The following is a 24841-nucleotide window of genomic DNA, read 5'->3' as shown; positions in this document are numbered from 1 at the left end:
GCAGGAAGCCGGCTCGATCACTTGATGCTGAGTAGGTGTGAACGACCCGTTCTGACTACTCAGCATCAAGTGATCTCGGCGGTGGCAGCGGAACTGGGCTACTGGTTCGCGCGTTCGGCGGCGCGCACGGCGTTGCGGAACAGCATCGCGACGGTGGTCGGACCGACGCCCCCGACCCGGGGCGTGATCGCGCCGGCGACCGCGGCGCACGCTTCGTCCACATCCGGCAGGAGGCGTCGGCCCTCGTAGCGGACGCCAGCGCCGATGACGACGGCGCCCGGTTTGACGTGCTCGGGCTGAACGATCCCGGGTACGCCGGCGGCGGCGACGAGGATGTCGGCGCGGCGGGTGTAGCGGTCCCAGTCCGGCACCCCGGTGTGGACGACGGTGACGGCGGCGTTGGCGGTCGGGCGCTTCTGGGCGAGCAGCATCGCCAGGGGCCGGCCGAGGGTGGCACCCCGGCCGAGGATGACGACCTCACGACCGGCGACGGGGATCTCGTAGTACGCCAGGAGGGCTTCGATGCCGGCGGGGGTGCACGGCAGCGGACCGGGCAGGCCGACGGCGAGACGCCCCATGTTCAGCGGATGCATCCCGTCGACGTCCTTGTCCGGGTCGATGGTCTGCAGCGCCGCGTCGTAGTCCAGATGTCCCGGCACGGGGTACTGCACGAGCAGCCCGTGCACGGCCGGGTCGGTGTTGAACCGGGCAATGGCCTGGTGCAGTTCGGCCTGGGTGGCGGTGGCAGGCAGATGGACGTGCGGGGAGGCGAACCCGAGCGCGGCGGCCTGACGCTGCTTGATGGCGATGTAGCCGGCGCTGGCGTCGTCGTCGCCGACGAGGATGGTGGCGAGGCTCGGTGTGATCCCGCGGCTGCCCAGGCGGGCGGCCGCGTCGGCGGTCTCGGCCAGGACGGCTTCGGCGACGGGTGCACCCGGCAGGAGCCGGGCCAGGCCCGACGGGGTGTGCTGTCCTGCGGATTGGCTGGTCGTGGTCATGATGGTTCCTCGACGCAGGCGCCCAGGCGGTCGACGCCCGCGAGAGGCTCCCCGATGGTTTCACCATCCCCGTGCCGCCAGTCGCCGGTGCTTTGATGATGCCGCATCACCAGGGCGGTTGCCCAACTGGACCAGCAGTGCCGCCTTCAGCGCCGGGCGGGCTCAGTCGGTTGGCAGGAGCGGACGCATGAACGTTCGTTCGTACCGCACGACACAACCCGAGTTGTCGCGGATGCTGTCCGCCGCGAGGAACTCCGGGTCGTTGCCGAACCGTGCGCGGTAACGCTCGTACGCCGCCAGGCTCTCGAAGCTGAACAGCGCCTCGGCCTTGTCGCTGGCGCCCTCGGCGGGCAGGAAGTAGCCGTGGTGCACGCCACCGTGCTTGGCCACCAGCCGCATCCATGCCCGGGCGAAGTCCTCGAACGCTTCGATCTGCGAGGGATCGATGGTGTAGTGCACGACGCAGGTGATCACGCCGTCACCCTACGGCCGGGTGTTCGGTAACACCCGTGCTCCGTCTGACGAAGAAGGGGTGTGACGGCTACGAGGGAGGACGGCCTGTGAATGAGCCGAGCCACGCCGATGACGACATCTCCGGCATCGGAGCCGACCCGGTGGCCTTCGAGGTCTTCTACCGGCGGCACCTGGAGGCGGTGGGCCGGTTCGTGGCGCGGCGGGTCGACGACCCGCACCTCGCCGCCGACCTCACCGCAGATGTCTTCCTGGCGGTGATCGAGTCGGCGGCCGGCTACCGGCCGGACCGGGGTAGCCAGATCGGCTGGCTGTACGGGGTGGCCCGCAACGTCATCGGCGACGAGCGGCGTCGGGCGGCCCAGCGGCTGCGGGTGACCGGCCGCCTGGCCGGACGGCGGGACCTGGGCTCCGATGACATCGCCCGCATCGAGGAGCGGATCGACGCCGAGTCGGCGGCCCGCCGCACCCACCGGGCGTTGAGCGAGCTGCCCGAAGGCACCCGGATCCTTGTCGAACTCGTCGCCGTGGACGGCCTCACCGTCGCGGAGGCCGCGACCGTGCTGGGGGTGTCGCCGGTCGCCGCTCGGGTCCGCCTGCATCGCGCCCGCCGCGTCGTCCGCGCCGTGCTCGCCCGCCCGGTCACCACCCTCGCCTGATGAGACGGAGATGACGATGAACGAGACCGAACGGTCGCCGCAGGGCTTCGAGGAGCAGCTCCTCCGGGATCTGACCGCACACGTCGCCCACCGGGCCGAGATGGCGTCGGCGGCCCGTCCCACCGGACGTCGTAGCCGGTTCTTCAGCGGTTGGCGCCTCGCCGGAGCGTTCGGGCTGGCGGTCGCGCTGACCGCCGGTGCGCTGGTGGTCCAGACCATGAGGTTGGGCGATCAGCCGCCCCCCACGGCCAGCGCGGCGGAGATCTTCCACCTGGCGGCCGACGCCGCCCGACAACAGCCGGAGCTCACCGCCCGACCCGACCAGTACGTCTTCACGGAATCCCTGGCGACGATTCGTGAGCTGCCAGCCAGTGGCCCGTACCAGACCATCCGGAACCAACTGTGGCAGTCGGCCGGCGGAGTCGCGTACACGCAAGCACGGTACCGACCGGAGGCCGATCCGAACGGGTGGGGTGAGCTGAGGGTGCTCCGCATGGGCGATGCCGCCGATCCCGAGAAGGAGCTCGACGCGTTCCAGCCGCCCGCGTACCACGGCGACCTGCCCACCGACCCGGACGAGCTGCTTCCATACCTTCGGGAACACCCGGTCGACCTGCACCTTCCCGAAGGCGCCGACGAGGAGGCCGTCTACGGGGGCGAGAGCATGGCCTACACCACCGCGCGGTCGATGCTGGACGGCTACGTGCCGCCCCGAGCGCTCGCGGCGCTGTTCGAAGTGCTGGCGCGGGAGCCCGGAGCGGTCGTCATCTCGGGCGACGTGGTGGACGCGGCTGGCCGGCACGGGGTGGCGATCCGGATGCCCGGGGTGATCGGCGGTAATTCGGATCTCATCTTCGATCGGGTCACCCACGTCTACCTTGGCACCCGCGGATCGGTGATACGCAACGGCAAGGAGTCCCTGTACAACGCTGTCGCGCTACTCCGCATCGCCATCGTCGACCGGCCGGGCCAGCTGCCGTGAGCGGCGATGCGCTCGTCCCGGCCGGATCCGGCCGGTCAGGGCTGGGCGAACAGGGGGCCGTAGTTCGAGCGGAACATCTGCTCGCCGAGACGGCGCATCACCAGGTCGCGCAGCGCGGGCGGGAGCCCGGTGGCCCTGTCCCGGCGGTGGGTCTGACTGAGCACCCAGTTCGTACGTGGGCGCCGCCGCGCTTGGAAACCACGCAGCGCGTCGGCGACGGAATCGGAGTTGGCCAACGACGAGGCGAGCACGACGGCGTCCTCCAGGGCCATCGCCGCGCCCTGGGCCATGTTCGGTGAGGTGGCGTGGGCGGCGTCGCCGATCAGCAGCACCGGCCCCCGGGACCAAGAGTCGAGCACGACCTCCTGGTTCGGCCCGGCGTACAGGGTGCTGTCGTCGTAGTCGAGGGCCTTGAGCATGGTGGCCGCCGGCTCGGTGAACGTCTCGGCCAGCTCGTCGCGCCAGCCGGGCCGGTCGGCCACCGGGCCGTCGTTGTAGTAGCAGTACGTCTGCTCGGCGCTGATCGGGATCGTCAGGAACTGCCTGCCGCGCCCCAACTGCACCAACCAGACCGGCTCGTCGTCGATGCGGGGAGCGACCCACCGGTACGCGTACTGGCCGAGGTCGCGGGCGGCCTGGCCGTCGAAGGCGAGCCGGCGGACCGTCGAGTTCACCCCGTCCGCGCCGAGTACCAGGTCGTACCGGCTGGTGCTGTCGTCGTCGAACTCGACGGCGACCTGGTCGCCCTCCGGCAGGAGCGCGACCGGCTGGCGGCCCCAGCGGATCGGGGCGTCGCCGACGCCGTCGAGCAGCGCCCGGTGCAGCTGCGCCCGGGGCAGCGACACGCACGGCCCCACGCCCTGCCACAGTGCGGCCACGTCGATGTCGAAGAGCCGCCGCCCGCGCTGGTTGGCGCTGCGCTGCCGGCTGATCTCCACGGCGACGTCGGCGACCGACTCCCGCAGACCGAGTACGTCGAGCATCCGGGTCGCGTTGCCGGTGAGGTACATCCCGGTGCCGGAGTCGGTCGGCCCGGGCGCCCGCTCGACGACGTCGATCGTCGCGCCCCACTCGCGCAGCGCGGCCACCGCCGCCAGGCCGGCGACACCTCCGCCGACGATCAGTACCCGAACACCGTCACCCCGCACGACACGTTCCTCCCCGTTGCCCTGGCCCGAACCCTCACTGAGCTGCTGCTCAACGGTCCGACCGCCGCAGCACTCTACGAGGCGGGTGAGTCAGCGCACGGGAATGGGGGCTGAATTTCCGAGGAATGGGCTGCGACGATGAGGGCATGACGACCGCTGAGGCGTACGCCGAGTTCGGCAGCCGCGAGGCGCGCGGGGTGTCGCCCACGTACGAGCGACTGTCGCAGGCCGTCGCCCGCGACGACGACCTGCTCACGCTGCTCGACGGGCTTCCCCCGGCCAACCGGCAGCCGAATCTGCTGTTCGGCGTCGTCCGCTGGCTCGGTGGTCCGGTCGACGACCCGGCCGCGTTCCGCGACTACGTGGTGACGCACTGGCCGGCCATCGAGACGCAGATGCGCACCCGGGCGACCCAGACGAACGAGGCGGGCCGGTGCGCGGTCCTGCTGCCGGTGCTCGCCGGGCTGCCGCAGCCCCTGGCCCTGCTGGAGGTCGGCGCGTCGGCCGGGCTCTGCCTCTACCCCGACCGGTACGCGTACCGGTACGGCGACCATGAGGTCGGCTCCGGTGAGCCGGTCCTCGACTGCGCGGCCAACGGGTTGGTGCCGCCGGCAGGCGTACCTCAGGTGGTGTGGCGGGCCGGCCTGGACCTCAACCCGCTCGACGTGACCGACCCCGACGACGTGTCCTGGTTGGACGCGCTGATCTGGCCGGAGCACGGCCACCGGCGGGCCCGGCTGCGGGCCGCGGCGGCGGTCGCCGCTGCCGACCCGCCGCTGCTGGTCCGCGGTGACCTGGTGGACGACCTGCCGGCGTTGGCCGCGCGGGCGCCGACCGATGCGACGCTTGTGGTTTTCCACACGTCCGTGCTCTACCAGGTGCCGCCGTCGCGCCGGGACGCATTCGTCCGGTTGGTCCGCGAGCTGCGCGGGCACTGGGTCGCGAACGAGGGGCCGGAGGTGCTCCGGTACGACGGGCTGCCCGCCCCGCCGAGCGATGCGCTGCACAACGTCCTCGCGCTCGACGGGAAGCCGCTGGCCTGGGCCAGAGGCCACGGCCAGGCGATGACCTGGTTCGGCTGACGCCGCCAAGCGGCCCCGGCCGCCAAGCGGCCCGGGGGCCGGGTCAGCTCAACGAGCCGGCTCGGGCATCCGGGCGCGCAGGGCCCGGATGAACCAGTCCACCGCCGGCGCGGTCGCATCGCCGGTGGACCAGCCGTTGAGCACCGCCAACAGGTCGAGGTAGCGGTCTCGCCGGGGGTCGTTGGCCAGCACCAGCCGGCCGAGCAACCGCCGACGCAGGTCGGCGTCGTCCCGGTGACCGTGCAGGCTCGCGTACCGGCCGGTGACGGCCCCGACCACCGGATCGGCGTCCGGGCTGGTCGGGTCGAGACCGACAGCGAGGGCGGGGGCCACCGCGTCCCGGACCACCGCGACGGCGTCCGGGCGGGGCACCCCCGGGACGTCGTGGTCGGCGGCGTGCTGCCGGGCCAGCCGCCGCATCCGGGCCCGGAACTCCGGCTCCCGGCACAGCTCGGCCAACTCCAGCCACGCCTCGACCTGCTCGATGCTGGGGTCTTCGGGAAGCTCCGGTGTCATCGAGACGATCACACCCGGGTATGCCGGCTGGTCGCCGAGGCCGGCGAAGACGCTGTCCAGGAAGTCGGCCACCAACTGCCCCCGTTCCCGGGTGGTGAGCTGGGCCAGGCGGTGCAGCTCGTCCACCTCGGCCGGGCCCGAACCGCGCCTCGCCGCGACGGTGAGCACCGCCTGGCGCAGCCGCAGCACCCGGATCTGCACGGCCAACGCCTCGGCGTGTGCGGCGGCCACCTCGGGCAATGTCACCTCCTGGTTCACCACCCGCCGGATGGTGGCCAGGTCCAGGCCCAGGTCACGCAGCGTCCGGACCAGCTCCAACCGGGCCACGGCCTCCGGGCCGTACCGCCGGTAGCCGGCCGGGGCTCCGGTCCGTCGGTGGCACGATCCCGCTGTCGGCGTAGTACCGGATGGTCTTCACGCTCAGGCCGGTCCGTCGGGCCAGCTCGCCGATGGTGTGCCGCGTCTCCCCGCTCATGCCCCCACCCTCGTGTCTCCCCCCGGTGGAGACTCAAGCACCACCCGAGCCGGCGAGGAACGCCGCGACCGTCGCGGTGAACGCCTCGGCGTCGTCCAGCCACGGGTAGTGCCCCGCGCCCGGCTGGACGACCAGCTCGGCGCGCGGAGTCAGCTCGGCGAACTGGGCCACCAGGCCCGGCGGCGCGGCCAGGTCGACAGCACCGGCGAGCAGCAGCACCGGGCCTCGATGTGCGGCGAGCGCCGCACGGGTGGCCGGCGGATCGAAGGCGCCCTCGGAGCTGAAGACCCGCGCCAGTTCCTCGTTGCGCTGGCCGGACTCGGCGGCCTGGTGGACCTGAGCGGCCGTGTCCCACCGGCCGTACAGGAACGGCGCGATCTCCTGCGCGGCGGCTGGCCCGGCTCGACCCGCGAGGATGGACTCCACCGCCGCTGCTGCCACCGGAAACCATGGCTCGCCGGCCCGGGCCTGGGTGACCTCCTGACGCTGCGCTGCGGTCACCTCCAGCCCGACCGCTCGGATGCTCGGGTTGACCAGCGCGAGTCGGCCCACCCGATCGGGATGCCCGGTCAGGTACCGCAGAGCCAGGTTGGCGCCGGCGGAGTGCCCGAGCAGATCCAGCCGGCCGAGGCCCAGGTGCCCGCGCAGAGCCTCCACATCGTCGACCATGCGGTCGCAGCGGCACGTCGAGACGTCCACCGGGGCCGCCGACCGGCCGGTGCCCCGCGGATCGAGGATGACCAGCGTCCGGTGCGCGCCCAGACCGCCGAGGTCACCGAGGTACGCGGAGTCGCGCATCGGCCCGCCCGGCAGACAGACCAGTGGGTCTCCGGTTCCGACGGTCCGGTACGCGAGCGTGGTCCCGTCGATCGCGTCGAAGGTGGTGATCATCGGTCAGCGGACCCGCTCATGATGGAGCAGGACCACGCCGTTGCCGAAGACGCGGCTCTCCACGAGTCGCAGACCGGTCGGGGCGTCCGCCTCGGGGAAGAGTCGGCGGCCCCGACCGACCAGCACCGGGTGGACGTAGATCCGGTACTCGTCGATCAGGTCGTGCCGGGCGAACGTCGCGGCCAGGTCGGCCCCGCCGAGCGCCAGGTCGCCGCCCGGCTCGGCGGTGAGCCTGCGGACCTGATCGACGTCGACCTCGCGCACCACTGTGGCGTTCCAGTCGGCGTGGTCGAGCGTGCGCGAGTAGACGACCTTCGGCATGTCCCGCCAGATGCGGGCGAACTCGCGCTCCGGGCCGCTGGCGGTCGGGTCCTGGTCGGCGGTCGGCCAGTAGGCGGCCATCAGCTCGTGGGTGACCCGGCCGGTGAGGAACCCGCCCATCGGCGCGATCGCGTCGTTGAAATGCTGGTGCAACTCGTCGTCGACCTGGTGCCAGCCGATGTCGCCGCCCGGGCCCTCGAAGAACCCGTCCAGCGACACACTCATCTGCACAACGATCTTCCGCATCGTTTCCCCTCCGTAGCGTCGACGGGTGTCGAACCGATCGTCGTCGGACCGTACGACGAAACGACCGCCCGCCGCGACGACGCCGGGGGCACGTCGTCGCATCCCGGGCGCCGAGCGGATGCCGGTCGTGCGCACGTCCCGCTCCGGGGCCGGGTCGGTGCTGCGGCACACGTACCGGGCGGTCGGTTCGGAGACCGACCTGCAACGACGCGGCCTGCTCAACCGGGGAGCTGCTCGACCCGTAAAGGCCCGGGTGCTGCTGCGCCTCCTTCTCGCCGCGGGCGCCGGCCGCGACGAGGTGGCCGCCGCGCTGGCCCGCCACGGTTGAGCCTGACCACGCCGTCCCTAGACTGCTGCGGTGACCGGAGAGCGACGACCCCTGGCCGATCGGCCGCTCACCGAGCCGCACCCGTCCCGGCTGCCGTCCGACCATCCCGACCGGGCCCGGATCCTCGCCGCGCACACCGCCGCGCTGGCTGCCGGTGAGGCCGGTTACCTCGACCCGGCGACCGGGCTGTTCGTGCTCAGCGCCGAGTTCCTGGCCCGCCGTGGCACGTGCTGCGGGCGCGGCTGCCGGCACTGCCCGTACGTGGATGACGCACCGTCGGAATAGCCGTCAGCGGGGGCTTTCGCACGACACCGACACCCCGTACGGTGTCCGACGGACAGCAGGCGGGCACCTTCCGCCGTCGGTCGGCGAGAGGGTGGAATGTGCGCGGTCGGATCGTGGTCGTCGGGCTGGCCGGGCTGCTGGTGAGTGGCTGCGCCGACGAGGCGGAACCGGTGGCGGTGCCGCCGCCGGTGCCGATCGCGGTGGACGCGGCGGCGGCCTCCGCGGGCGGCGCGTGCCGTCTGCTGGACTTCGCGGTGATCGAGCAGGTGGTGAAGGTCCGCTTCGACGTGGCGGCGGCCAGCGAACAGGGCGACACCCACACCTGCGTGGCCCGGGCTGAGGGTGCGACCCTGCCGGAGTTGACGCTCAGCGTGACCGAAACCACGATCGACAAGGCCAGCTTCGGCGCGGACGTGGTGCCGGACAAGGCGGCGAAGGTCACCGGGCTGGGTCAGCAGGCGTACAAGCGGACCACCGCCGCGGCGAGCGGGCGCGGGCCGGTCGCCGAGGTGGGCTGGTTGGCCGCCGACGGACGGCTGGCCACGGTGAGCTGGACCGCGGCCCGTGGCAGTGAGCGCTCGGCGGTGGAGAAGCTGACCGGCGACCTGGCGACGCTGGCGAAAAAGGTGGACACCCGGGCGTTGTGACGCCCGGGCACCCGGTTGGTCAGTTGGCGGCGACGAAGACCCGGGAGGCGACCTCGCGGGGCAGCCGCACCCGGTCACCGGAGCGGTCGATCGACACTCCGTCGCGCTCCTGAGCCACTGTCACCGTGGCGCCCGGGTCGACACCGGCGGCGTGCAGTTGCCGCAGCACGTCGGCGTCCTTCTGCACGCTCTCGCAGATCCGGCGCACCACGACCGGCCCGGACAGGCCCGGGAAGGCCAGGTTGCGCTCGCCCTCGGCGGCCTCGGTGGTCTCCACCGCCGGCGAACCCAGCTCCTGTAGCCCCGGGATCGGGTTGCCGTACGGGGAGCGGGTCGGCCGGTTGAGCAGGTCGTAGACCCGCTTCTCCACCGCGTCGCTCATCACGTGCTCCCAGCGGCAGGCCTCCTCGTGGGCCTCCTCGTAGGGCATCCCGATGACGTTGACCAGCAGCAGCTCGGCGAGGCGGTGCTTGCGCATCACCGACACGGCGCTGCCGCGCCCCTGGGCGGTGAGCGCCAGGTGCCGGTCTCCCTCGACGGTGAGCAGGCCGTCGCGCTCCATCCGGGCGACGGTCTGGCTCACTGTGGGGCCACTCTGCTGCAGCCTCTCGGCGATGCGGGCACGCAGCGGCGGCACCCCTTCCTCTTCCAGCTCAAGGATGGTGCGCAGGTACATTTCGGTCGTATCGACCAGGTCGTGAGACTTCATAAGGTCAGCGGCCCTCCGGTGCACGATGTTACCCCGGTGAACGAGTGGCGACCGCCGCCGAACCGCGTGCCGTCTACGCGAATGGTGTTGGATGGTCGCCATGTCCGGTACCCAGGGGCCGTTGGTCGAGGTCGATCAGCTCGTCGCCGAGCTCGGCCAGGCCGATCCGCCCACCCTGCTCGATGTCCGCTGGCGGCTCATCGGCCCGCCCGGCCGCGACGACTACCTCGCCGGCCACCTGCCCGGGGCGGTCTTCGTCGACCTGGACACCGCGCTCTGTGGGGCGCCGGGCGCGGGCGGTCGGCACCCCCTGCCCGACCCGGCCGCGTTGCAGGCCGCGCTCCGGGCCGCCGGCGTCCGCGCCGGTCACCCGGTGGTGGTGTACGACGGCGGCGACGGCATGGCCGCCGCGCGGGCCTGGTGGACGCTGCGCTGGGCGGGGCACCGCCCGGTGCGCCTGCTGCACGGCGGCTTCCCGGCCTGGGTCGGCGCCGGCCGGCCCGTCTCCACCGACCCGCCCGCCCCACCCCCCGGTGACGTCGTGGTGCGCCCCGGTGATCTCCCGGTGCTCGATGCGGGGCAGGCCGCCGCGGACGACGCCGTGCTGCTCGACGTCCGGGCGGCGCCGCGCTACCGGGGTGAGGTCGAGCCGATCGACCCGGTCGCCGGGCACGTGCCGGGAGCGGCGAACCTGCCCGCCGGGGAATACGTCGGACCGGACGGCCGATTCCTGGCCGCCGACCTGTTGAGCGAGCGGTTCGCCGCCGCCGGGGTGACCGAGGGGCGAGCCGTCGGGGCGTACTGCGGCTCGGGGGTGACCGCCGCACAGGCGGTGCTCGCGCTGCACCTGGCCGGCCGTACGGACGCCGCGCTCTACGTTGGATCGTGGAGCAACTGGGTCGCCGACCCGGCCCGGCCGGTCGCCTCCGGGTCGACACCCGGCCGCTGACCAGCGCGTGCGGTGGGCCGGCGTCGGTCCTCGTGCGACGATGGGCTCATGTCCGACGACACGGTGGTGGTGTGGGACGAGTCGCTGCTCGCCTACGACATGGGTGACCATCCGCTCGACCCGGTCCGGGTGGAGCTGACCATTGCGCTCGCCCGCGAGCTGGGCATCCTGCACCGTCCAGGGGTGCGGCTGGTCAAGCCGGAGCCCGCCGACGACGCCCTGCTCACCCGGGTGCACGATCCGGCCTACCTCGCCGCGGTGCGCAACGCGCCGCGCGACCCGCTCTTCGCCGGGTACGGTCTGGGCACCTCCGACAACCCGGTCTTCGAGGGGATGCACGAGTCCAGCGCGCTCATCGCCGGCGCGACGGTGGCCGCCGCCGAGGCGGTCTGGCGTGGCGACGCCCGACGGGCGGTGAACGTGGCCGGTGGGCTGCACCACGCGATGGCCGCCCGAGCGTCCGGCTTCTGTGTCTACAACGACCCCGCGGTGGCCATCGCCCGCCTGCTCGACCTGGGCGCCGAGCGGGTCGCGTACGTGGACGTCGACGTGCACCACGGCGACGGGGTGCAGGACATCTTCTGGGACGACCCGCGGGTGCTCACGGTCAGCCTGCACGAGACCCCGCTGGCGCTCTTCCCGGGCACCGGTTTCCCGGACGAGACGGGTGGGCCGGGCGCGCAGGGCAGCGCTGTCAACATGCCGTTGCCGCCGGGTGTGGACGACAGCGGCTGGCAGCGGGCCTTCCACGCGATCGTGCCGTCGGTGCTGCGCGCGTTCCGGCCGCAGGTGCTGTTCAGCCAGTGCGGCGCCGACGGGCACCGGCTTGACCCGCTCGCCGATCTGAACCTCACTGTGGACGGGCAGCGGGCCACCTACCTGGCGATGCGGGCGCTCGCCGACGAGTTGTGCGACGGCCGTTGGGTGGCCACCGGCGGCGGCGGTTACGCGCTCGTCGAGGTGGTGCCCCGGGCCTGGAGTCACCTGCTGGCCGTCGCCACCGGTGACCCCATCGACCCGGCCACGCTCACCCCGCCGGCCTGGCGGGATCTGGTCGCCTCCCGTCGTCTGGGCCGGGAGGTGCCACTGCGGATGACCGACGACGCCGACCCGTCGTACGAGCCGTGGCAGCCGACCGGGGAGCCGAACGCGGTGGACCGGGCGATCACGGCCACCCGCAAGACGGTCTTCCCGCTGCTCGGGCTCGACCCGCACGATCCGCGGGACTGAGCCGGGCCGGGGAGGGGCCGTCCGGTGACGACCGTGGGCCAGCCGGTCGACGTGCTGCTGAGCGACGGCAGCACGGTCCAGTTGCGACCGATCGACCCGGCAGACGCGCCGGGCATCGTGGCGATGCACAGCCGGTTCTCCGAGCGCACCCGCTATCTGCGGTACTTCTCGCCGTACCCGCGCATCCCGGAACGGGATCTGGTCCGTTTCGTCACAGTGGACCACCACGACCGGGAGGCGTTCGTGGTGCTGGCCGCCGACCAGATCGTCGCTGTCGGCCGGTACGAGCGGCTCGGCCCGCAGGCTCCCGAGGCGGAGGTGGCCTTCGTGGTGGAGGACGCCTACCAGGGTCGGGGAATCGGCTCGGTGCTGATGGAACACCTGGCCGACGCGGCCCGCCGCAACGACATCATGAGCTTCGTCGCGGAGGTGCTGCCGGCAAACGGGACGATGCTGCGGGTCTTCGCGGATTTCGGCTACCAGGTCCAGCGCGAGTACGCCGACGGCGTGGTGCACCTGAGTTTCCCCATCGCGCCCACCGAGGCCAGCCTGGAGGTGCAGCGCGGCCGGGAGCACCGCACCGAGGCCCGTTCGATCGCCCGGCTGCTCGCCCCGCGCGGCATCGTCGTCTACGGGGCCAGCGCCACCGGCCAGGGCGTCGGCGCGGCGGTGCTCGGGCACCTGCGGGACGGCGGGTTCACCGGTGCGGTGGTGCCGGTGCATCCGAGCGCGTCGACGGTGGCGGGCCTGCCCGCGTACCCATCGGCGGTGGACGCCGGAGCGCCGGTGGACCTGGCCGTGGTGGCGGTCCCACCGGAGGCGGCGACAGCGGTGGTCGCCGACGCCGCCGCCGCGGGGGTGCACGGCCTGGTGGTCATCTCGGCTGGCTTCGCCGAGGCCGGCCCGGAGGGCGCGGCCACCCAGCGGGCGCTGGTCCGCGCGGCGCACGCGGCCGGAATGCGGGTCGTCGGCCCGAACTGTCTGGGCGTGGCCAACACCGACCCGACGGTACGCCTCAACGCCACGCTCGCCCCGGCGCTGCCGCCGGCCGGTCGGGTCGGCATCTTCAGTCAGTCCGGCGCGTTCGGGGTGGCGCTGCTCGCCGAGGCGGACCGGCGGGGCCTCGGGCTGTCCAGCTTCGTCTCGGCCGGCAACCGGGCCGACGTCTCCGGCAACGACCTGCTGCAGTACTGGCAGGACGACATCGGCACCGACGTGATCATGCTCTACCTGGAGACCTTCGGGAACCCGCGCAAGTTCGCCCGACTGGCCCGGCGGATCGGCCGGGCCAAACCGGTCGTGGCGCTCGCCTCGCCGGCCCGCCCGCCCGGGGTCGGTGACGCCGCAGGGCCGGACGAGGTGGCGGTGGCCGCGCTCTTCGCCCAGTCCGGGGTGATCCGGGTGGACACCGTGCCGGAGTTGCTCGACGTGGGGGTGCTGCTGGCCAATCAGCCGTTGCCGGCCGGCGGCCGGGTCGGTGTGGTCGGTAACTCCTCAGCCCTCACCGGCCTCGCCGCGACCGCCTGCGTCGGGCACGGCCTCAGCGTGGCTGACGGTTATCCGCGTGACGTCGGGCCGAGCGCCGGTGCCGCCGAGTTCGCCGCCGCGCTCGCCGAGACGGCCGCCGACGAACGGGTGGACGCGCTGGTGGCGGTCTTCGCCCCGCCGCTACCCGGCCAGCTGACCGATGTGGACGCGGACGTGACCGCCGCGCTGCCGGCCGCCCTGGCGCTGGGCAAGCCGACAGTGGCGACGTTCCTGGTCGGGCGGCTGCCGCCGGGGGTCCCGGCGTACGGCGGCGTGGAGGAGGCGGTCCGCGCGCTCGCCCATGCACACCGGTACGCCGAGTGGCTACGCCGTCCGCCCGGGGTGGCACCGGAGCTGCCCGGCCTCGATCGGGCCGCCGCGCAGGCCGCGCTTCGGGCCGACACCACCGACCCGGGCGCGCTGCTGGCCTCGTACGGCATCGACGTGGTGGCCTCGGTGCCCGTCGACTCGGCCGACGCGGCGGTCGAGGCGGCGGCGCGGCTGGGTTTCCCGGTGGCGCTCAAGGCGGCCGCCCCCGGGCTGCGGCACCGGCTCGACCTCGGCGCGGTCCGGCTCGACCTGCCCGACGAGCCGACCCTCCGTCGCGCGTACGTCGACCTGGCGGCGACCTTCGGCGCGGACGCGCTGGTCCAGCCGATGGTCCCGCCCGGGGTGGCCTGCGTGGTGGAGGTGGTGGAAGACCCCGCGTTCGGGCCGGTGGTCGGCTTCGGCCTCGGTGGGGTCGCCACCGAGCTGCTCGGCGATCGGGCCTGGCGGTCGGTGCCGCTGACCGGCCGGGACGCGGCCGAGCTGGTCGACGAGCCCCGGGCGGCGCCGCTGCTGCGCGGGCACCGGGGGGCCGCGCCGGTCGATCGGGCGGCCCTGGCCGACCTGCTGCTGCGGGTGGGTCAGCTCGCCGACGAACAACCCCGGGTGCGGTCGCTGACCCTCAACCCGGTGCTCGCCCGCCCGGACGGCATCTCCGTCCTGCACGCCCAGGTGGGTGTGGGTGGCGTCGTCGCCCGCCCGGACACCGGCCCCCGTCGCCTGTGAGCGGGCCCGGTCAGGCGCGGCTGGAGATCTGCTGGACACCCCAGGTGTTGCCGTCCGGGTCGGCGAAGAAGACGAAGCCGACGTTGTCCAGCGGATCCGGCACCGGCCGGGGGTTCTGACCCACCACCTGGATCTCGCTGACCTCCACACCCCGCCCGACCAGTTCCTCGTGGGCCCGCTTCAGGTCGGGCACCACCAGTTGCAGGCCCTTGAGCGAGCCCGGCGACATGTCGGGGATGACGCCCTTGCCGATCACGATCGAGCAGCCGGAGCCCGGCGGGGTCAGCTGGACGATGCGCGCCTCGTCGTTGATCACGGTGTCGTGGTCAACAGTGAACCCGAGCTGGTCGGCGTAGAACTTCTTGGCCCGGTCCACATCGCAGACCGGCACGATCACCACTTCCAACGTCCAGTTCATGGTTGTTCTCCTTCTGTCGTCGCTGTCGAAACCAGCAGCTCGGCGAGCCGCGTGAAGCTCTGCCCGACGCCCCGGGCCATCGGGTAGCGCAGCACCGTGTCCCGCCCTGCCGCGGTGGCGTAGAGCAGGGTGGTGGTGACTGTCGTTAGCCCGGCCACCTCGGAGAACTCGTGGCTGACCACCGTCTCGCCCGGATAGGACTGGTCGTCGAAGAGTTCGGTGTAGACCAGCCGGTGCGGTGGCTCGACGTGCCGGTAGACCCCGGCCTGGACCATCCGGGCGCCCTCCGGACCCAGTGACACGAACCGCCACCGTCCATCGACCCGCAGGTCGACGTCGCACTCGGTCAGCCTCCAGCCGCGTGCGCCGTACCACCGGACCAGCAGTTCGGGTTGGGTGAAGGCGGCGAACACCAACCGCGCCGGTGCCTCGAACAGTCGACTCAGCACGATCTCCCGGTCGCCCGGGGCGTGTACGACGAGCGCGTCCTCGATGCCGGTCACCGAACCATTCCGTCCGGTCGGGTGGGCCGACCCTCGCCGTCGGTGCGGTCGACGGCTTGGAGTTCGTCGAGCAGGGCGTCGAGGCGCTGGTAGCTCTCCGCCCAGTAGTCGCGGTAGTCGGCGAGCCAGGCCACCGCGTCCCATAGCGGTTGGGCCTCCAACCGGCACGGTCGGCGCTGGGCGTCCCGCCCCCGGCTGACGAGACCGGCGCGTTCCAGCACCCTGAGGTGCTTGGAGATGGCCGGTTGGCTCATCTCGAAGGGCTCCGCCAACTCCGTCACGGTGGCCTCGCTCAGCGCGAGCCGGGCGAGGATGGCCCGCCGGGTCGGGTGGGCCAGCGCCGCGAAGGTCGCGTCCAACAGCTCCGCATCCATCGCCCATAACCTCCTGGTTAAATAACCACTTGGTTTTATCGCAGCTCGCGGCCGCCGTCAAGCACCCCGACAGCACGGAAGGCCCCGGCGAACCGCCGGGGCCTTCCGTGGGAACCAGGTGCGTCAGCAGGCGTACGCCTCCAGGCGCTGCGCCCGCTCCGGGGCGCGCAGCTTCAGCAGCGTCACCTTCTCGATCTGCCGGATCCGCTCCCGGGACAGGCCGAACTCCCGGCCGACCTCGTCCAGGGTGCGCTGCCGGCCGTCGTCCAGGCCGAACCGGAGCCGGATGACCGCCTGCTCCCGCTGGGACAGGGTCGAGAGCACGATGCTGACCTCGTTGCGCAGCTCGCCCTGGACGGCGGTGTCGCCCGGCTCGGTGCGCGGGTCCACCGAGGCCACGAAGTCGCCGAGCGCGCTCTCACCGTCGTCTCCGACGGCCTGGTCCAGACTCACCGGCTCCCGGTCGTAGGAGATCAGCTCGATGACCTGGATCTCGGGGATCTCCAGCGCGCGGGCCACCTCGGCCACCGTTGGTTCGCGGCCCAGCGTCACCGCCAGCTCGCGGCGGGCCCGGACCATCCGGTTGACCTGCTCGACCATGTGCACCGGGATGCGGATGGTGCGGGCCTGGTCGGCCATGGCGCGGGTGATGGCCTGGCGGATCCACCAGGTGGCGTACGTGGAGAACTTGTAGCCCTTGGCGTAGTCGAACTTCTCCACGGCCCGGATCAGACCGAGGTTGCCCTCCTGGATCAGGTCGAGGAAGGCCATGCCGCGGCCGGTGTAGCGCTTGGCGATGCTGACCACCAGCCGCAGGTTCGCCTCCAACAGGTGGTCCTTGGCCGCCCGACCCTCCGCGACGATCAGCTCCAGGTCGGCCCGCAGCTCCGCGGAGACCGGGGTGCAGGTGGCCAACTTCTCGTCGGCGAACAGGCCGGCCTCGATGCGCCGGGCCAGGTCGACCTCCTGCGCGGCGGTCAGCAGCTTCGTCCGGCCGATTCCGTTGAGGTAGGCCCGGACCAGGTCGGTGGAGATGCCGCGCTCGTCGGTGGCGTCCAGGTCGACGAGGGCCTCGGAGGCCCCGTCGGTGTCGGTCGTGGTGGCCGGGCGCGTCCGGTGTTCCGTCATCTGCAGGACCATCTCTGTCTCTCCCCGTTCCACGTCGGTGCCGTGTTCCCGGCCCAGTGGTGCCGGTGTGACAACAGCTTGGCGGGCGGGGCGTAAAACGGGAGTGAGGCGATCGGGCACCCGACAGGAATTGCGTCGGATCGCTGGTGCGGTGTGTCGTCCCGGTGTGTGGTTGCCCGCCCCGGCTACGTTGCGGACGGCCGGCCACCTCTGGTCGGTCGAGGACGACAGATGGAGGACGGTGTGGTCTTCAAGCGGCTTATGAAGGCGATGGGCGTCGGCGGCCCGTCGGTGGAGACGGTGCTGGCCAACCCGAACTGCCGACCGGGCGGCCAGTTGGAGGGCCGCATCCAGGTGCTGGGCGGCGACCACCAGGTCGACATCGACCACGTCACCCTCGGCCTGGTCACCCGGGTCGAGGTCGAGAGCGGCGACAACGACTACGACACCACTCAGGAGTTCCACCGCCAGCAGGTCACCGGGGCGTTCCGGCTGGAGCCGGGGCAGCGCTACGACCTCCCGTTCCGCTTCGCGGTCCCGTGGGAGACACCGGTCACCGAGCTGTACGGGCAGCACCTGCACGGCATGACGATGGGGCTGCGTACCGAGCTGGAAGTCGCCCGCGCTGTCGACAAGGGTGACCTTGACGCCGTGTCGGTGCACCCGTTGCCGGCGCAGGAGCGACTGCTGGACGCGCTGCTGCGGCTGGGCTTCCGGTTCGCCCGCGCCGATGTGGAGCGCGGTCACATCTACGGCGTACGCCAGACGTTGCCGTTCTACCAGGAAATCGAGTTCAGCCCGGCGCCGCAGTACGCCCGCTCGATCAACCAGTTGGAGGTCACCTTCATCGCCGACGCGCAGCAGATGCAGGTGGTGCTGGAGGTCGACAAGCGCGGCGGTGTCTTCACGGAGGGCCGGGACGCCTTCGGCCGGTTCACTGTCGACCACGCCACCGCCGACCGCACCGACTGGACCGCCGAACTCGACAACTGGCTCCGCCAGTCCCTGTCCCGCCGAGGCCTCTTCTCCTAACCCCACCCCACTCCCGCCCCGCCCCCCGGCCCCGTCCCGTTGATCATGAAGTTATTGCCACGACATGGCGGGGGCGGAGGCGGGGACAGGGGCCGGGGTTAGAGGTCTAGGAGGAGGGTTTGGGGGCCTATGTTGATGCTCTCGACCAGCATGTGGGCGCGGAAGCGGCCGGTCTCGACCTTGGCACCCCGTTGGCGCAGCGCGTCGACGACCGCTGTCACCAGTGGTTCGGCGACCTCGGCGGGGGCGGCAGCGGTCCAGCTCGGTCGGCGGCCCTTGCGGACGTCGCCGTAGAGGGTGAACTGGCTGACCACCAGGATCGGCGCGCCGGTGTCGGCGGCGGACCGTTCACCGTCCAGGATGCGCACCTCGTGCACCTTGCGGGCCATCGTCTGAGCGGTCTGAGCGGTGTCGGTGTGGGTCACCCCGAGCAACACCAGCAGACCGTTCTCGATGGCACCGACCACCTCGCCGTCGACCGTCACGCTGGCCCGGCCGACGGTCTGCACCACCGCCCGCATCAGGCGCTCACCGGCTCGATGAAGCCGCGCTCCACCAGGTGCGCCACGATCGGGCCGGCGGCCTCGGCCATCTCGTCGGGCTCGACGTCGTGCGCGGCGGCGAGCAGGGCGAGCTGGTCACGCAGCGGCAGCCGGCCGTCGGCGCCACCGACCAGCGCCAGCACCAGCGGGTCGATCTCCTCGGTCCAGCGCAGGCCGTGCGGCATCACCAGTACCTGCCGATCCACCCCCCAGCCCTCGTCGCCCATGGTGGCCTCCTGCCGCAGCTGGAGGCCCTCGGCGGCCCGGTAGCGCTCGGCGAGCAACGCCTCGGTGTCGCGTACCCGGAGAAAGTCCCCGCGGTCGAACCAGGCGGCGACCTGGTCGCCCAGCGGTGGCTGCACCCGCTGGCGCAGGTCCTCCACCCGGACCACCGGGTCGGCGTGCCCGCCCCGGCGCAGTGACACGATGCCGAAGCCGATGCCCTCCACCTTGTGCGCGTCGAACCAGTCCAGCCAGGCGGCCATCCGTTGCGGGTCGGCGGTCTCGCCGACGTCGGTGAGCCACAGGTCGACGTACGCCATCGGGTCGGCCACCTCACGCTGGATCACCCAGGCGTCCAGGCCGGTCCCGGCGAACCAGCCGGCCACCCGCTCGTCCCATTCCTCGCCGGCGACGTGCACCCAGTTCGCCAGGTACTGCATGGTGCCGCCCTCGGTGAGCAGGCCCGGGGCGGCGGCGGCCAGTTCGGCGCCGATCGCGTCACCGACCCGGCCGGAGTCGCGGTACACGTGCGTGGTGGTGCCCGGGCCGACCACGAACGGCGGGTTGCTCACCACCAGGTCGAACCGCCGACCGGCCACCGGGGCGACCAGATCGCCGCGGAGCAGCTCCCAGTCCTGACCGTTGAGGGCGGCGGTGGTCGCGGCGAAGCGCAGCGCCCGCTCGGAGAGGTCGGTGGCGGTCACCGACCGGGCGTGGGTGGCCAGGTGCAGGGCCTGGACGCCGGAGCCGGTGCCCAGGTCCAGTGCGGTGTCGACGGGCCGGCGCATGGTCGCGCCGATCAGGGTGTGGGTCGCCCCACCGATGCCGAGGACGTGCTCGGCGTGCAACGGGCGACCCGGGCGGGCGCTGGCCGGCACGTCGGCGAGCACCCACCAGTCCTCGCCGTACGGCTCCAGGTCGACACCGGCGCGCAGGCCGTCGCAGTACCGCTCGACCAGCCCGCCGGCCAGCGCCTCCCGCAGGCTCAGTGGCGCAAGCGCGGCGGCCACCGCGGCCTCCGGCTCGGTCTGGTCGCAGATGAACACCCGGATCAGGGTGCCCAGCGGGTCGCCGTCCTCGGTGGCGCGCAGCGCGGCCCGGTAGTCGTTACGGGCGACCGCGGCGGTCGCCTGGGCGCCCAGCCGCTCGGCGATGCCGTGGCTGGTGAATCCGGTCCGGGTCAGCGCGGTCCGCAGCGCGTCGACGCCGGCGGGGGAGAGCAGCATGTCGTGTTCGTCCACCCCGACATCCTGCCTCCCGTTGCGTCCCGGGTCAGCGTCACCCGCCGCTTGGTGTCGGAGCGTCGGTGTCGGTCCGGGTCGGTGGGCCAGGCAGGATGGTCCGCATGACGCTCGTTCTGCCCATCGACCCGGAGGCCAACCGGTTGCTGGAGCGCAGCCCGCTGGCCCTGCTCCTCGGCATGGTTCTTGATCAACAAGTGGCGATGGAGAAGGCGTTCTCCTCGCCGTACGTGCTCCAGCAGCGGCTCGGCCACCAGTTGGACGCGGCGGAGCTGGCCGGGTACGACCCGGAGGCCCTGGTCGCGCTCTTCGCCCAGCCGCCCGCGCTGCACCGGTTTCCGAAGGCGATGGCGGCCCGGGTGCAGGAGGTCTGCCAGGTGCTGGTGGAGCGCTACGACGGTGACGCGGCGCTGCTCTGGGCCGAGGTCGCCGACGGGCCGGAGCTGCTGCGCCGGGTCTCCGCGCTGCCCGGCTTCGGCAAGCAGAAGGCGCAGATCTTCGTGGCCCTGCTCGGCAAGCGGTTCGGGGTGACCCCGCAGGACTGGCGGAAGGCGGCCGGGGACTACGGCGACCCGGGCGCGTACCGGTCGGTGGCCGACGTCACCGACGCCGATTCGCTGCGTCGGGTGCGGGAGTTCAAGCAGCAGATGAAGGCGGCCGCCAAGGCGAAGACCGCCGGCGGCTGACGCGACCGGCCTGGTGAGGGGTGGTTGCTCAGGCGGCGGTGGGGTGCGCCAGCGAGGCCAGCGCGCGCCGGACGTCAGCCAGGGAGACAGTCGCCGAGTCGTCCAGGTCGGCCAGGCCGGCCTCGATCCACTGGCGCATCAGGGTGGTGACCCCGATGCCCCGGGCGTCGGCGGCGGCGCGAACCCGCTCGTAGGTGTCCAGCGGGAGCCGCACCGAGCGGCTCACCATCGGCACGTCGGTGTCGGGAGTGGGCAGCTCCGCCGCCGGGCTCTCGTCGATCAGATCGGCGATCCGGTCGCCGCCGCCGTGGAACTGCTTGGTCGCGTCGTTACGGTGCATCGTCACGGCCTCCTCATCTAGCGAGATCTCCGTACGGCCTCGTCGTAGCGCTTGGACTCGACGTCGCTCAGCTCGCGGGCGGAGAGGATGTCCCAGTCGTTGTCGGCGCCATCGGCCTCGGCGAGCAGCACCGCCAACCGGCGGCCCCGACGGGCGGCGGCGTAGACCACCATCACGTCGTCACCCAGATGCCGGATGACCCGTCGGGCGCTGTGCAGCGCCTCCCAGACTTCCCCGGGTGTGACGTCGTAGACCCTCAGGTTGGCCAACGCCTCGTCGGTGAAGCTGAACCTGCTGCCCACGTCGCGGAGCGTACCACGCACGTAACACGCGGCGGGATGGGTCGAAGTTCGCTGATCACGGGCCTGCGGTGACAGGATGAGGCGTAACCCCCTCGAGGAGGTCCATGGTGAAGCGTCAGGCGTACCAGCCGATTCTGATCACCGACGCCTCGCGCAGCCAGGACGATCAGCTCAACAGTCGCCAGCGCCGCTATGTCCTGATGATGGGCATCCGGGTGCTGTGCATCATCGTCGGCGCGATCCTGGTCGGTGCGAACGCCCCACTGCTCTGGCTCTGGCTGCCGCTGTGCGGCCTCGGCATGGTGCTCATCCCCTGGCTGGCCGTGCTGCTGGCCAACGACCGGCCGCCGAAGGAAGAGCACCGGCTGGCCAACCGGTTCCACCCCCGCCACCAGGACGACACCCCACCGATGAGCCTCACCGCCGAGGAGCGCCCGCACAAGGTCATCGACGTCGAACCCTGACCCGCGAGCGGGCCAGGGTTCGATCCGTCACGGCCGCGCCAGGCCCGGTGGCCGTGCGCCGGCCGTCACGCCTGAGGCCGTGCGCCAGCCGTCGAGACGGCAAGCGCGCCCAGGTCGGTGGCCCGGCTCAACGCCGCGGTCGGGGTGGCGCCGGCGAGCCACGCGGTGAGCAGACCGGCCGCGAAGGCGTCGCCCGCGCCCGTGACGTCCACCACCGCCACCCGCCGGGCCGGAGCCACGCAGACCGGCGTGGTCCGGTCGACCCAGACCGCGCCGGCCGCGCCACGCTTCACCACCACCCGCCGAGCCGTCGCCGACAGTGCCCGTCCCTGCGCCGCCGGGTCCAGCCCGCCGGCCAGCACCGTGGCCTCGTCCGCGTTGACCAGAAGCAGGTCGATGTCGCGTACCCAACTCAAGAACGCCGCCGCGCCGACTCGCCGCAGCGGCGCCGCGGACGCCGCGTCGACGCTGATGGTGAGCCCGCGCTCGCGGGCGGCGGCCAGCGCCCGCATCCCCGCGCCGCGCGACTCGGCGTCCAGCAGGGTGTACGCGGACAGGTGCAGATGCCCAGCGTCGGGTGCCGTCGCGAGGGCCCGCTCGACGTGCGCGGCGCTCAGCCGCAGGTTCGCGCCCCGCTGGCTGACCATGGTGCGCTCGTCGTCGGCGGCCAGCACGATGACCGTGCCGGTCGGTGCGCCCTCGACCCGCTCGATCGCGCAGTCGACGCCCGCCCGTTCGAGCTCGGCCACCCGGTCCCGGCCGGCGTCGTCGTCGCCGACGGCGCCGACCAGCGTGACGTCCACCCGCTGCGCGGCGATCCAGGCGGCGGTGTTGGCCGCCTGACCGCCGCCACCGAGACTGATCTCGGCCCCGGTGTCCGAGCCGGCCGCGAGCGGCCCGGACAGCACGGCGACCACATCGGTGATCACGTCCCCGACGACTACCATCCGGGCCGGTCGGGTCATGCTGGAACGGCGGTGCCGCGTGCCGCCGAGGCGACGGCGATCCGCGCGGCCAGGTCGGCGTTGCGCAAAATGATCCGCACGTTCACCGCCAGACTCGCGCCCTCGGTGGCCGAGTGGAAGTGCGCGAGCAGGTACGGGGTGACGGCCTTTCCGGTGATCCCGTCCCGCTCCAGCAGGGCCAGGCCCTCGGTGAGCGTCCGGTCGTGCAGCTCCGGGTCGAGCTGCTCGTCGACCGGCAGCGGGTTGGCAATGAGCAGCCCGCCGGTGTGCACGGCGTGCTCGTCCCGGGCGGCGAGCACGGCGGCAACCTGCTCCGGCGAGTCCACCGACCAGTCCAGGTCGAAGCCGGCGTCGGTCAGGTAGAAGCCGGGGAACCGGCGGGTGCGGTAACCGACCACCGCGACCCCGAGGGTCTCCAGGCGCTCCAGCGTCGCGCCCACGTCGAGGATCGACTTGACCCCGGCGCAGACCACAGCGATCGGGGTCTGCGCCAGGGTGACCAGGTCCGCCGACTCGTCGAAGGTGTGCGCGGCCTCCCGGTGCACCCCACCCAGCCCGCCGGTGGCGAACACGCCGATACCGACGGCGGCGGCCACCGCGCTGGTCGCGGCCACCGTGGTCGCGCCGTCCGCGCCGGTCGCGGCCGCCACCGCGAGGTCGCGGACGGAGAGCTTTGTCACTCCGTCGACGGTGGCCAGCCGGGTCAGCTGCGCGTCGTCCAGGCCGACGACCAGCGTGCCGGCGATCATGCCGATCGTCGCCGGAACGGCCCCGGCGTCCCGAACTGCCCGCTCGATCTCCCTGGCCACCCGCAGGTTCTCCGGGCGGGGCAGACCGTGCGAGACGATTGTGCTCTCCAGCGCGACGACGGGTCGGCCGTCGCGCAGGGCTTCGGCGACCTCGGTGCCGTAGCTGATGCGAAAGTCAGTCACACGGGCACCGTACGGGGTGGGGCCACGGCCGGCCTCAAGTGGACCCGGCCGTGATGACCTGCCAAACTTGTCGGTTGGAGGTGCAGACGTGAGCACAGAGGTTCTCGAGCGTCCGGAGCTGAAGGACGCCGATACCGGTCCCGAGATGTTCCACTACGTCCGCAAGGAGAAGATCGCCGAAAGCGCCGTCATGGGCACTTTCGTCGTCGCTCTCTGCGGCGAGACCTTCCCGGTCACCAAGGCGGCCAAGCCGGGTTCGCCGGTCTGCCCCAAGTGCAAGGAGATCTACGACTCGTACCGTGAGTGAACCTCGGCCGGTGCTCCGGCCGGCGACGTAGCCTGCGGCGGTGACCACCTCCACCGCCCTGCTCCTCGCCGACCTGACCGGGGTGGCGGTGTTCGCCGCGTCCGGGGCATCGGCGGCGGTGGCCAAGCGACTGGACCTGTTCGGCGTCGCGTTCGTCGGCTTCGTCGCCGCCCTCGGCGGCGGGATCTTCCGGGACCTGGTCATCGACGAGGTGCCGCCCCTGGCCTTCGCCGACTGGCGGTATGCGGCCACCGCCGCGATCACCGCGCTCGCCGTCTTCTGGCTGCACCCACAACTGGCCCGACTGCGCACCACCGTGCTGGTGCTGGACGCGGCCGGCCTGGCGCTGTTCACCGTCACCGGCACACTCAAGGCGCTCGACGCCCGGGTGCCGGCGGTCGGCGCCTGCCTGATCGGCATGCTCACCGCGATCGGCGGCGGGCTCGGCCGGGACCTGCTCACCGCCGAGATCCCGGTCGTGCTGCGCCGGGAGATCTACGCGCTGGCCGCACTGGCCGGTTCGGTCCTGGTGGTGCTGCTGTACGTCACCGGCCAGACCGGGCCCGCACCGCTCACCGCCGCCGCCGGCCTGGTCTTCGGGCTGCGCCTGATCGCGCTGCGTCGACGCTGGTCCGCGCCGGTGGCCACGCTGCGCCCACCGCGTGCCGACGGGGCGGATCCACGCACCGACCGGGAGTGGTGAGACGGTCGGGCCGCTGTTCGATCGGGTGCGGGATTGTGACCAGCGTGGCGTCGCCTGGGCCCGACGGCCCGTGCTGGTTATGCTGAGTCGGCCTTCGCGGCAGCTTCTGCGCGGAGGCGTTTTCATGGGCGGCGGAACCTCGTGGCCCTCGCCCGGGGTCCGCCA

The 24841-nt window shown here is 72.7% G+C and carries 32 protein-coding genes; 14 read left to right on the top strand and 18 right to left on the bottom strand.

What is annotated here, in order from left to right:
• Window positions 1-98 precede the first annotated feature (98 nt).
• A complete protein-coding gene (locus tag ABZU74_RS09375) occupies window positions 99-998 on the bottom strand; it encodes a bifunctional 5,10-methylenetetrahydrofolate dehydrogenase/5,10-methenyltetrahydrofolate cyclohydrolase (protein ID WP_355420264.1) in 900 nt (299 codons plus the stop codon).
• A gap of 162 nt (window positions 999-1160) precedes the next feature.
• The gene (locus tag ABZU74_RS09370; protein ID WP_355420261.1) at window positions 1161-1472 is read right to left on the bottom strand and encodes an NIPSNAP family protein; all 312 of its coding nucleotides are present in this window, start codon (window positions 1470-1472) and stop codon (window positions 1161-1163) included.
• An 86-nt stretch (window positions 1473-1558) separates the two neighbouring features.
• On the opposite strand from ABZU74_RS09370, the gene ABZU74_RS09365 reads away from it, so the two are divergent.
• The gene (locus tag ABZU74_RS09365) at window positions 1559-2128 is read left to right on the top strand and encodes a sigma-70 family RNA polymerase sigma factor (RefSeq protein WP_355420258.1); all 570 of its coding nucleotides are present in this window, start codon (window positions 1559-1561) and stop codon (window positions 2126-2128) included.
• A gap of 16 nt (window positions 2129-2144) precedes the next feature.
• The gene (locus ABZU74_RS09360) at window positions 2145-3110 is read left to right on the top strand and encodes a CU044_5270 family protein (RefSeq protein WP_355420255.1); all 966 of its coding nucleotides are present in this window, start codon (window positions 2145-2147) and stop codon (window positions 3108-3110) included.
• A gap of 35 nt (window positions 3111-3145) precedes the next feature.
• Here ABZU74_RS09360 and ABZU74_RS09355 read toward each other — a convergent pair whose 3' ends face one another.
• Entirely contained in the window at window positions 3146-4258 is a 1113-nt protein-coding gene (locus tag ABZU74_RS09355) for an FAD-dependent monooxygenase (RefSeq protein WP_355420253.1), read from the bottom strand.
• A 146-nt stretch (window positions 4259-4404) separates the two neighbouring features.
• Between ABZU74_RS09355 and ABZU74_RS09350 the strand changes: the two genes are divergently transcribed.
• On the top strand, window positions 4405-5340 hold the full coding sequence (locus tag ABZU74_RS09350; protein WP_355420250.1) for a DUF2332 domain-containing protein: 936 nt from the start codon (window positions 4405-4407) through the stop codon (window positions 5338-5340).
• Window positions 5341-5388: 48 nt separating this feature from the next.
• Here the strand turns inward: ABZU74_RS09350 and ABZU74_RS09345 are convergent, their stop codons facing one another.
• The 4 genes from ABZU74_RS09345 to ABZU74_RS09330 are packed head-to-tail and all read right to left on the bottom strand — an operon-like array spanning window position 5389 to window position 7789.
• Window positions 5389-6183, bottom strand: coding sequence for a MerR family transcriptional regulator (locus tag ABZU74_RS09345; RefSeq protein WP_355420247.1), 795 nt, complete (start codon window positions 6181-6183; stop codon window positions 5389-5391).
• Complete coding sequence (locus ABZU74_RS09340) at window positions 6149-6331, bottom strand: MerR family DNA-binding transcriptional regulator (protein ID WP_355420244.1); 183 nt, start codon at window positions 6329-6331, stop codon at window positions 6149-6151. The genes ABZU74_RS09345 and ABZU74_RS09340 overlap by 35 nt, the downstream gene beginning before the upstream one ends.
• A 33-nt stretch (window positions 6332-6364) precedes the next feature.
• Window positions 6365-7222, bottom strand: coding sequence for an alpha/beta hydrolase (locus tag ABZU74_RS09335; protein WP_355420242.1), 858 nt, complete (start codon window positions 7220-7222; stop codon window positions 6365-6367).
• A 3-nt stretch (window positions 7223-7225) separates the two neighbouring features.
• Window positions 7226-7789: a dihydrofolate reductase family protein gene (locus tag ABZU74_RS09330; RefSeq protein WP_355420239.1), complete on the bottom strand. Its 564-nt coding sequence runs from the start codon at window positions 7787-7789 to the stop codon at window positions 7226-7228.
• Between the two features lie 25 nt (window positions 7790-7814).
• On the opposite strand from ABZU74_RS09330, the gene ABZU74_RS09325 reads away from it, so the two are divergent.
• The 3 genes from ABZU74_RS09325 to ABZU74_RS09315 all read left to right on the top strand — a co-directional run bounded on the left by ABZU74_RS09325 (window position 7815) and on the right by ABZU74_RS09315 (window position 9049).
• Window positions 7815-8117 (top strand): hypothetical protein, encoded by a 303-nt coding sequence (locus ABZU74_RS09325; RefSeq protein WP_355420237.1) that lies wholly within the window; start codon window positions 7815-7817, stop codon window positions 8115-8117.
• 30 nt (window positions 8118-8147) lie between these two features.
• Complete coding sequence (locus tag ABZU74_RS09320; RefSeq protein ID WP_355420234.1) at window positions 8148-8402, top strand: DUF5522 domain-containing protein; 255 nt, start codon at window positions 8148-8150, stop codon at window positions 8400-8402.
• A gap of 98 nt (window positions 8403-8500) precedes the next feature.
• Entirely contained in the window at window positions 8501-9049 is a 549-nt protein-coding gene (locus ABZU74_RS09315) for a hypothetical protein (RefSeq protein WP_355420231.1), read from the top strand.
• A gap of 19 nt (window positions 9050-9068) precedes the next feature.
• Here ABZU74_RS09315 and ABZU74_RS09310 read toward each other — a convergent pair whose 3' ends face one another.
• On the bottom strand, window positions 9069-9758 hold the full coding sequence (locus ABZU74_RS09310; protein WP_355420229.1) for a metal-dependent transcriptional regulator: 690 nt from the start codon (window positions 9756-9758) through the stop codon (window positions 9069-9071).
• Window positions 9759-9858: 100 nt separating this feature from the next.
• Here ABZU74_RS09310 and ABZU74_RS09305 point away from each other — a divergent pair, with 100 nt between their 5' ends.
• Genes ABZU74_RS09305 through ABZU74_RS09295 form a run of 3 tightly spaced genes read left to right on the top strand, consistent with a single transcriptional unit; the run spans window position 9859 to window position 14517 of the window.
• Window positions 9859-10707 carry a sulfurtransferase gene (locus tag ABZU74_RS09305; protein WP_355420226.1) on the top strand — a complete coding sequence of 283 codons (849 nt, stop codon included), beginning with the start codon at window positions 9859-9861 and terminating at the stop codon, window positions 10705-10707.
• Between the two features lie 48 nt (window positions 10708-10755).
• Window positions 10756-11937 carry an acetoin utilization protein AcuC gene (locus tag ABZU74_RS09300; protein ID WP_355420223.1) on the top strand — a complete coding sequence of 394 codons (1182 nt, stop codon included), beginning with the start codon at window positions 10756-10758 and terminating at the stop codon, window positions 11935-11937.
• A 24-nt stretch (window positions 11938-11961) separates the two neighbouring features.
• The gene (locus ABZU74_RS09295) at window positions 11962-14517 is read left to right on the top strand and encodes a GNAT family N-acetyltransferase (protein WP_355420220.1); all 2556 of its coding nucleotides are present in this window, start codon (window positions 11962-11964) and stop codon (window positions 14515-14517) included.
• A 10-nt stretch (window positions 14518-14527) separates the two neighbouring features.
• Here ABZU74_RS09295 and ABZU74_RS09290 read toward each other — a convergent pair whose 3' ends face one another.
• The 4 genes from ABZU74_RS09290 to sigB form a co-directional block, all read right to left on the bottom strand.
• On the bottom strand, window positions 14528-14935 hold the full coding sequence (locus ABZU74_RS09290; protein ID WP_355420217.1) for a VOC family protein: 408 nt from the start codon (window positions 14933-14935) through the stop codon (window positions 14528-14530).
• A complete protein-coding gene (locus ABZU74_RS09285) occupies window positions 14932-15429 on the bottom strand; it encodes an SRPBCC domain-containing protein (RefSeq protein ID WP_355420542.1) in 498 nt (165 codons plus the stop codon). Before ABZU74_RS09285 ends, ABZU74_RS09290 begins: the two co-directional genes overlap by 4 nt.
• 5 nt (window positions 15430-15434) lie before the next feature.
• Window positions 15435-15812: a metalloregulator ArsR/SmtB family transcription factor gene (locus ABZU74_RS09280; RefSeq protein WP_355420215.1), complete on the bottom strand. Its 378-nt coding sequence runs from the start codon at window positions 15810-15812 to the stop codon at window positions 15435-15437.
• A 123-nt stretch (window positions 15813-15935) separates the two neighbouring features.
• Window positions 15936-16940: an RNA polymerase sigma factor SigB gene (gene sigB, locus ABZU74_RS09275; protein ID WP_355420212.1), complete on the bottom strand. Its 1005-nt coding sequence runs from the start codon at window positions 16938-16940 to the stop codon at window positions 15936-15938.
• A gap of 243 nt (window positions 16941-17183) precedes the next feature.
• On the opposite strand from sigB, the gene ABZU74_RS09270 reads away from it, so the two are divergent.
• Window positions 17184-17972, top strand: a complete 789-nt coding sequence (locus tag ABZU74_RS09270; protein ID WP_355420540.1) for a sporulation protein — start codon at window positions 17184-17186, stop codon at window positions 17970-17972.
• A 98-nt stretch (window positions 17973-18070) separates the two neighbouring features.
• Here the strand turns inward: ABZU74_RS09270 and dtd are convergent, their stop codons facing one another.
• Both dtd and ABZU74_RS09260 read right to left on the bottom strand, forming a co-directional pair.
• Entirely contained in the window at window positions 18071-18493 is a 423-nt protein-coding gene (gene dtd / locus ABZU74_RS09265; RefSeq protein WP_355420209.1) for a D-aminoacyl-tRNA deacylase, read from the bottom strand.
• Entirely contained in the window at window positions 18493-19977 is a 1485-nt protein-coding gene (locus tag ABZU74_RS09260) for a methyltransferase (RefSeq protein WP_355420207.1), read from the bottom strand. The genes dtd and ABZU74_RS09260 overlap by 1 nt, the downstream gene beginning before the upstream one ends.
• Before the next feature lie 95 nt (window positions 19978-20072).
• On the opposite strand from ABZU74_RS09260, the gene ABZU74_RS09255 reads away from it, so the two are divergent.
• The gene (locus ABZU74_RS09255) at window positions 20073-20663 is read left to right on the top strand and encodes an HhH-GPD-type base excision DNA repair protein (RefSeq protein WP_355420205.1); all 591 of its coding nucleotides are present in this window, start codon (window positions 20073-20075) and stop codon (window positions 20661-20663) included.
• A gap of 28 nt (window positions 20664-20691) precedes the next feature.
• Here the strand turns inward: ABZU74_RS09255 and ABZU74_RS09250 are convergent, their stop codons facing one another.
• Together ABZU74_RS09250 and ABZU74_RS09245 are read right to left on the bottom strand one after the other, a co-directional pair.
• On the bottom strand, window positions 20692-21003 hold the full coding sequence (locus ABZU74_RS09250; protein WP_355420538.1) for a hypothetical protein: 312 nt from the start codon (window positions 21001-21003) through the stop codon (window positions 20692-20694).
• Window positions 21004-21020: 17 nt separating this feature from the next.
• The gene (locus ABZU74_RS09245; RefSeq protein WP_355420203.1) at window positions 21021-21305 is read right to left on the bottom strand and encodes a hypothetical protein; all 285 of its coding nucleotides are present in this window, start codon (window positions 21303-21305) and stop codon (window positions 21021-21023) included.
• A gap of 104 nt (window positions 21306-21409) precedes the next feature.
• Here ABZU74_RS09245 and ABZU74_RS09240 point away from each other — a divergent pair, with 104 nt between their 5' ends.
• A complete protein-coding gene (locus ABZU74_RS09240) occupies window positions 21410-21769 on the top strand; it encodes a DUF3099 domain-containing protein (RefSeq protein ID WP_355420200.1) in 360 nt (119 codons plus the stop codon).
• A 65-nt stretch (window positions 21770-21834) separates the two neighbouring features.
• Here ABZU74_RS09240 and ABZU74_RS09235 read toward each other — a convergent pair whose 3' ends face one another.
• Window positions 21835-22734, bottom strand: coding sequence for a PfkB family carbohydrate kinase (locus tag ABZU74_RS09235; RefSeq protein WP_355420197.1), 900 nt, complete (start codon window positions 22732-22734; stop codon window positions 21835-21837).
• Window positions 22731-23666 carry a pseudouridine-5'-phosphate glycosidase gene (locus ABZU74_RS09230; RefSeq protein ID WP_355420195.1) on the bottom strand — a complete coding sequence of 312 codons (936 nt, stop codon included), beginning with the start codon at window positions 23664-23666 and terminating at the stop codon, window positions 22731-22733. The genes ABZU74_RS09235 and ABZU74_RS09230 overlap by 4 nt, the downstream gene beginning before the upstream one ends.
• Before the next feature lie 88 nt (window positions 23667-23754).
• On the opposite strand from ABZU74_RS09230, the gene ABZU74_RS09225 reads away from it, so the two are divergent.
• Both ABZU74_RS09225 and ABZU74_RS09220 read left to right on the top strand, forming a co-directional pair.
• The gene (locus ABZU74_RS09225) at window positions 23755-23973 is read left to right on the top strand and encodes a DUF3039 domain-containing protein (RefSeq protein WP_007456912.1); all 219 of its coding nucleotides are present in this window, start codon (window positions 23755-23757) and stop codon (window positions 23971-23973) included.
• 40 nt (window positions 23974-24013) lie between these two features.
• Window positions 24014-24676, top strand: a complete 663-nt coding sequence (locus ABZU74_RS09220) for a trimeric intracellular cation channel family protein (RefSeq protein ID WP_355420192.1) — start codon at window positions 24014-24016, stop codon at window positions 24674-24676.
• Window positions 24677-24841 lie beyond the last annotated feature (165 nt).

Origin of the sequence: Micromonospora sp. NPDC005171 (genome assembly GCF_040608575.1) — a bacterium.
In the GTDB taxonomy this organism is placed as follows: Bacteria; Actinomycetota; Actinomycetes; order Mycobacteriales; family Micromonosporaceae; genus Micromonospora.
The sequence above is the reverse complement of the archived record's forward strand: the minus strand, read 5'-3'. Positions and strand labels throughout refer to the sequence as shown.

What these genes read in the sequence shown, in the direction of transcription:
- ABZU74_RS09240 (WP_355420200.1), top strand. Translation starts at nt 21,410, where the DNA reads ATGGTGAAGCGTCAGGCGTACCAGCCGATTCTGATCACCGACGCCTCG.
- ABZU74_RS09335 (WP_355420242.1), bottom strand. Translation starts at nt 7,222, where the DNA reads ATGATCACCACCTTCGACGCGATCGACGGGACCACGCTCGCGTACCGG.
- ABZU74_RS09255 (WP_355420205.1), top strand. Translation starts at nt 20,073, where the DNA reads ATGGTCCGCATGACGCTCGTTCTGCCCATCGACCCGGAGGCCAACCGG.
- ABZU74_RS09375 (WP_355420264.1), bottom strand. Translation starts at nt 998, where the DNA reads ATGACCACGACCAGCCAATCCGCAGGACAGCACACCCCGTCGGGCCTG.
- ABZU74_RS09250 (WP_355420538.1), bottom strand. Translation starts at nt 21,003, where the DNA reads ATGCACCGTAACGACGCGACCAAGCAGTTCCACGGCGGCGGCGACCGG.
- ABZU74_RS09300 (WP_355420223.1), top strand. Translation starts at nt 10,756, where the DNA reads ATGTCCGACGACACGGTGGTGGTGTGGGACGAGTCGCTGCTCGCCTAC.
- ABZU74_RS09305 (WP_355420226.1), top strand. Translation starts at nt 9,859, where the DNA reads ATGTCCGGTACCCAGGGGCCGTTGGTCGAGGTCGATCAGCTCGTCGCC.
- ABZU74_RS09290 (WP_355420217.1), bottom strand. Translation starts at nt 14,935, where the DNA reads ATGAACTGGACGTTGGAAGTGGTGATCGTGCCGGTCTGCGATGTGGAC.
- ABZU74_RS09350 (WP_355420250.1), top strand. Translation starts at nt 4,405, where the DNA reads ATGACGACCGCTGAGGCGTACGCCGAGTTCGGCAGCCGCGAGGCGCGC.
- ABZU74_RS09280 (WP_355420215.1), bottom strand. Translation starts at nt 15,812, where the DNA reads ATGGATGCGGAGCTGTTGGACGCGACCTTCGCGGCGCTGGCCCACCCG.
- sigB (WP_355420212.1), bottom strand. Translation starts at nt 16,940, where the DNA reads ATGACGGAACACCGGACGCGCCCGGCCACCACGACCGACACCGACGGG.
- ABZU74_RS09330 (WP_355420239.1), bottom strand. Translation starts at nt 7,789, where the DNA reads ATGCGGAAGATCGTTGTGCAGATGAGTGTGTCGCTGGACGGGTTCTTC.
- ABZU74_RS09235 (WP_355420197.1), bottom strand. Translation starts at nt 22,734, where the DNA reads ATGACCCGACCGGCCCGGATGGTAGTCGTCGGGGACGTGATCACCGAT.
- ABZU74_RS09310 (WP_355420229.1), bottom strand. Translation starts at nt 9,758, where the DNA reads ATGAAGTCTCACGACCTGGTCGATACGACCGAAATGTACCTGCGCACC.
- dtd (WP_355420209.1), bottom strand. Translation starts at nt 18,493, where the DNA reads ATGCGGGCGGTGGTGCAGACCGTCGGCCGGGCCAGCGTGACGGTCGAC.
- ABZU74_RS09340 (WP_355420244.1), bottom strand. Translation starts at nt 6,331, where the DNA reads ATGAGCGGGGAGACGCGGCACACCATCGGCGAGCTGGCCCGACGGACC.
- ABZU74_RS09360 (WP_355420255.1), top strand. Translation starts at nt 2,145, where the DNA reads ATGAACGAGACCGAACGGTCGCCGCAGGGCTTCGAGGAGCAGCTCCTC.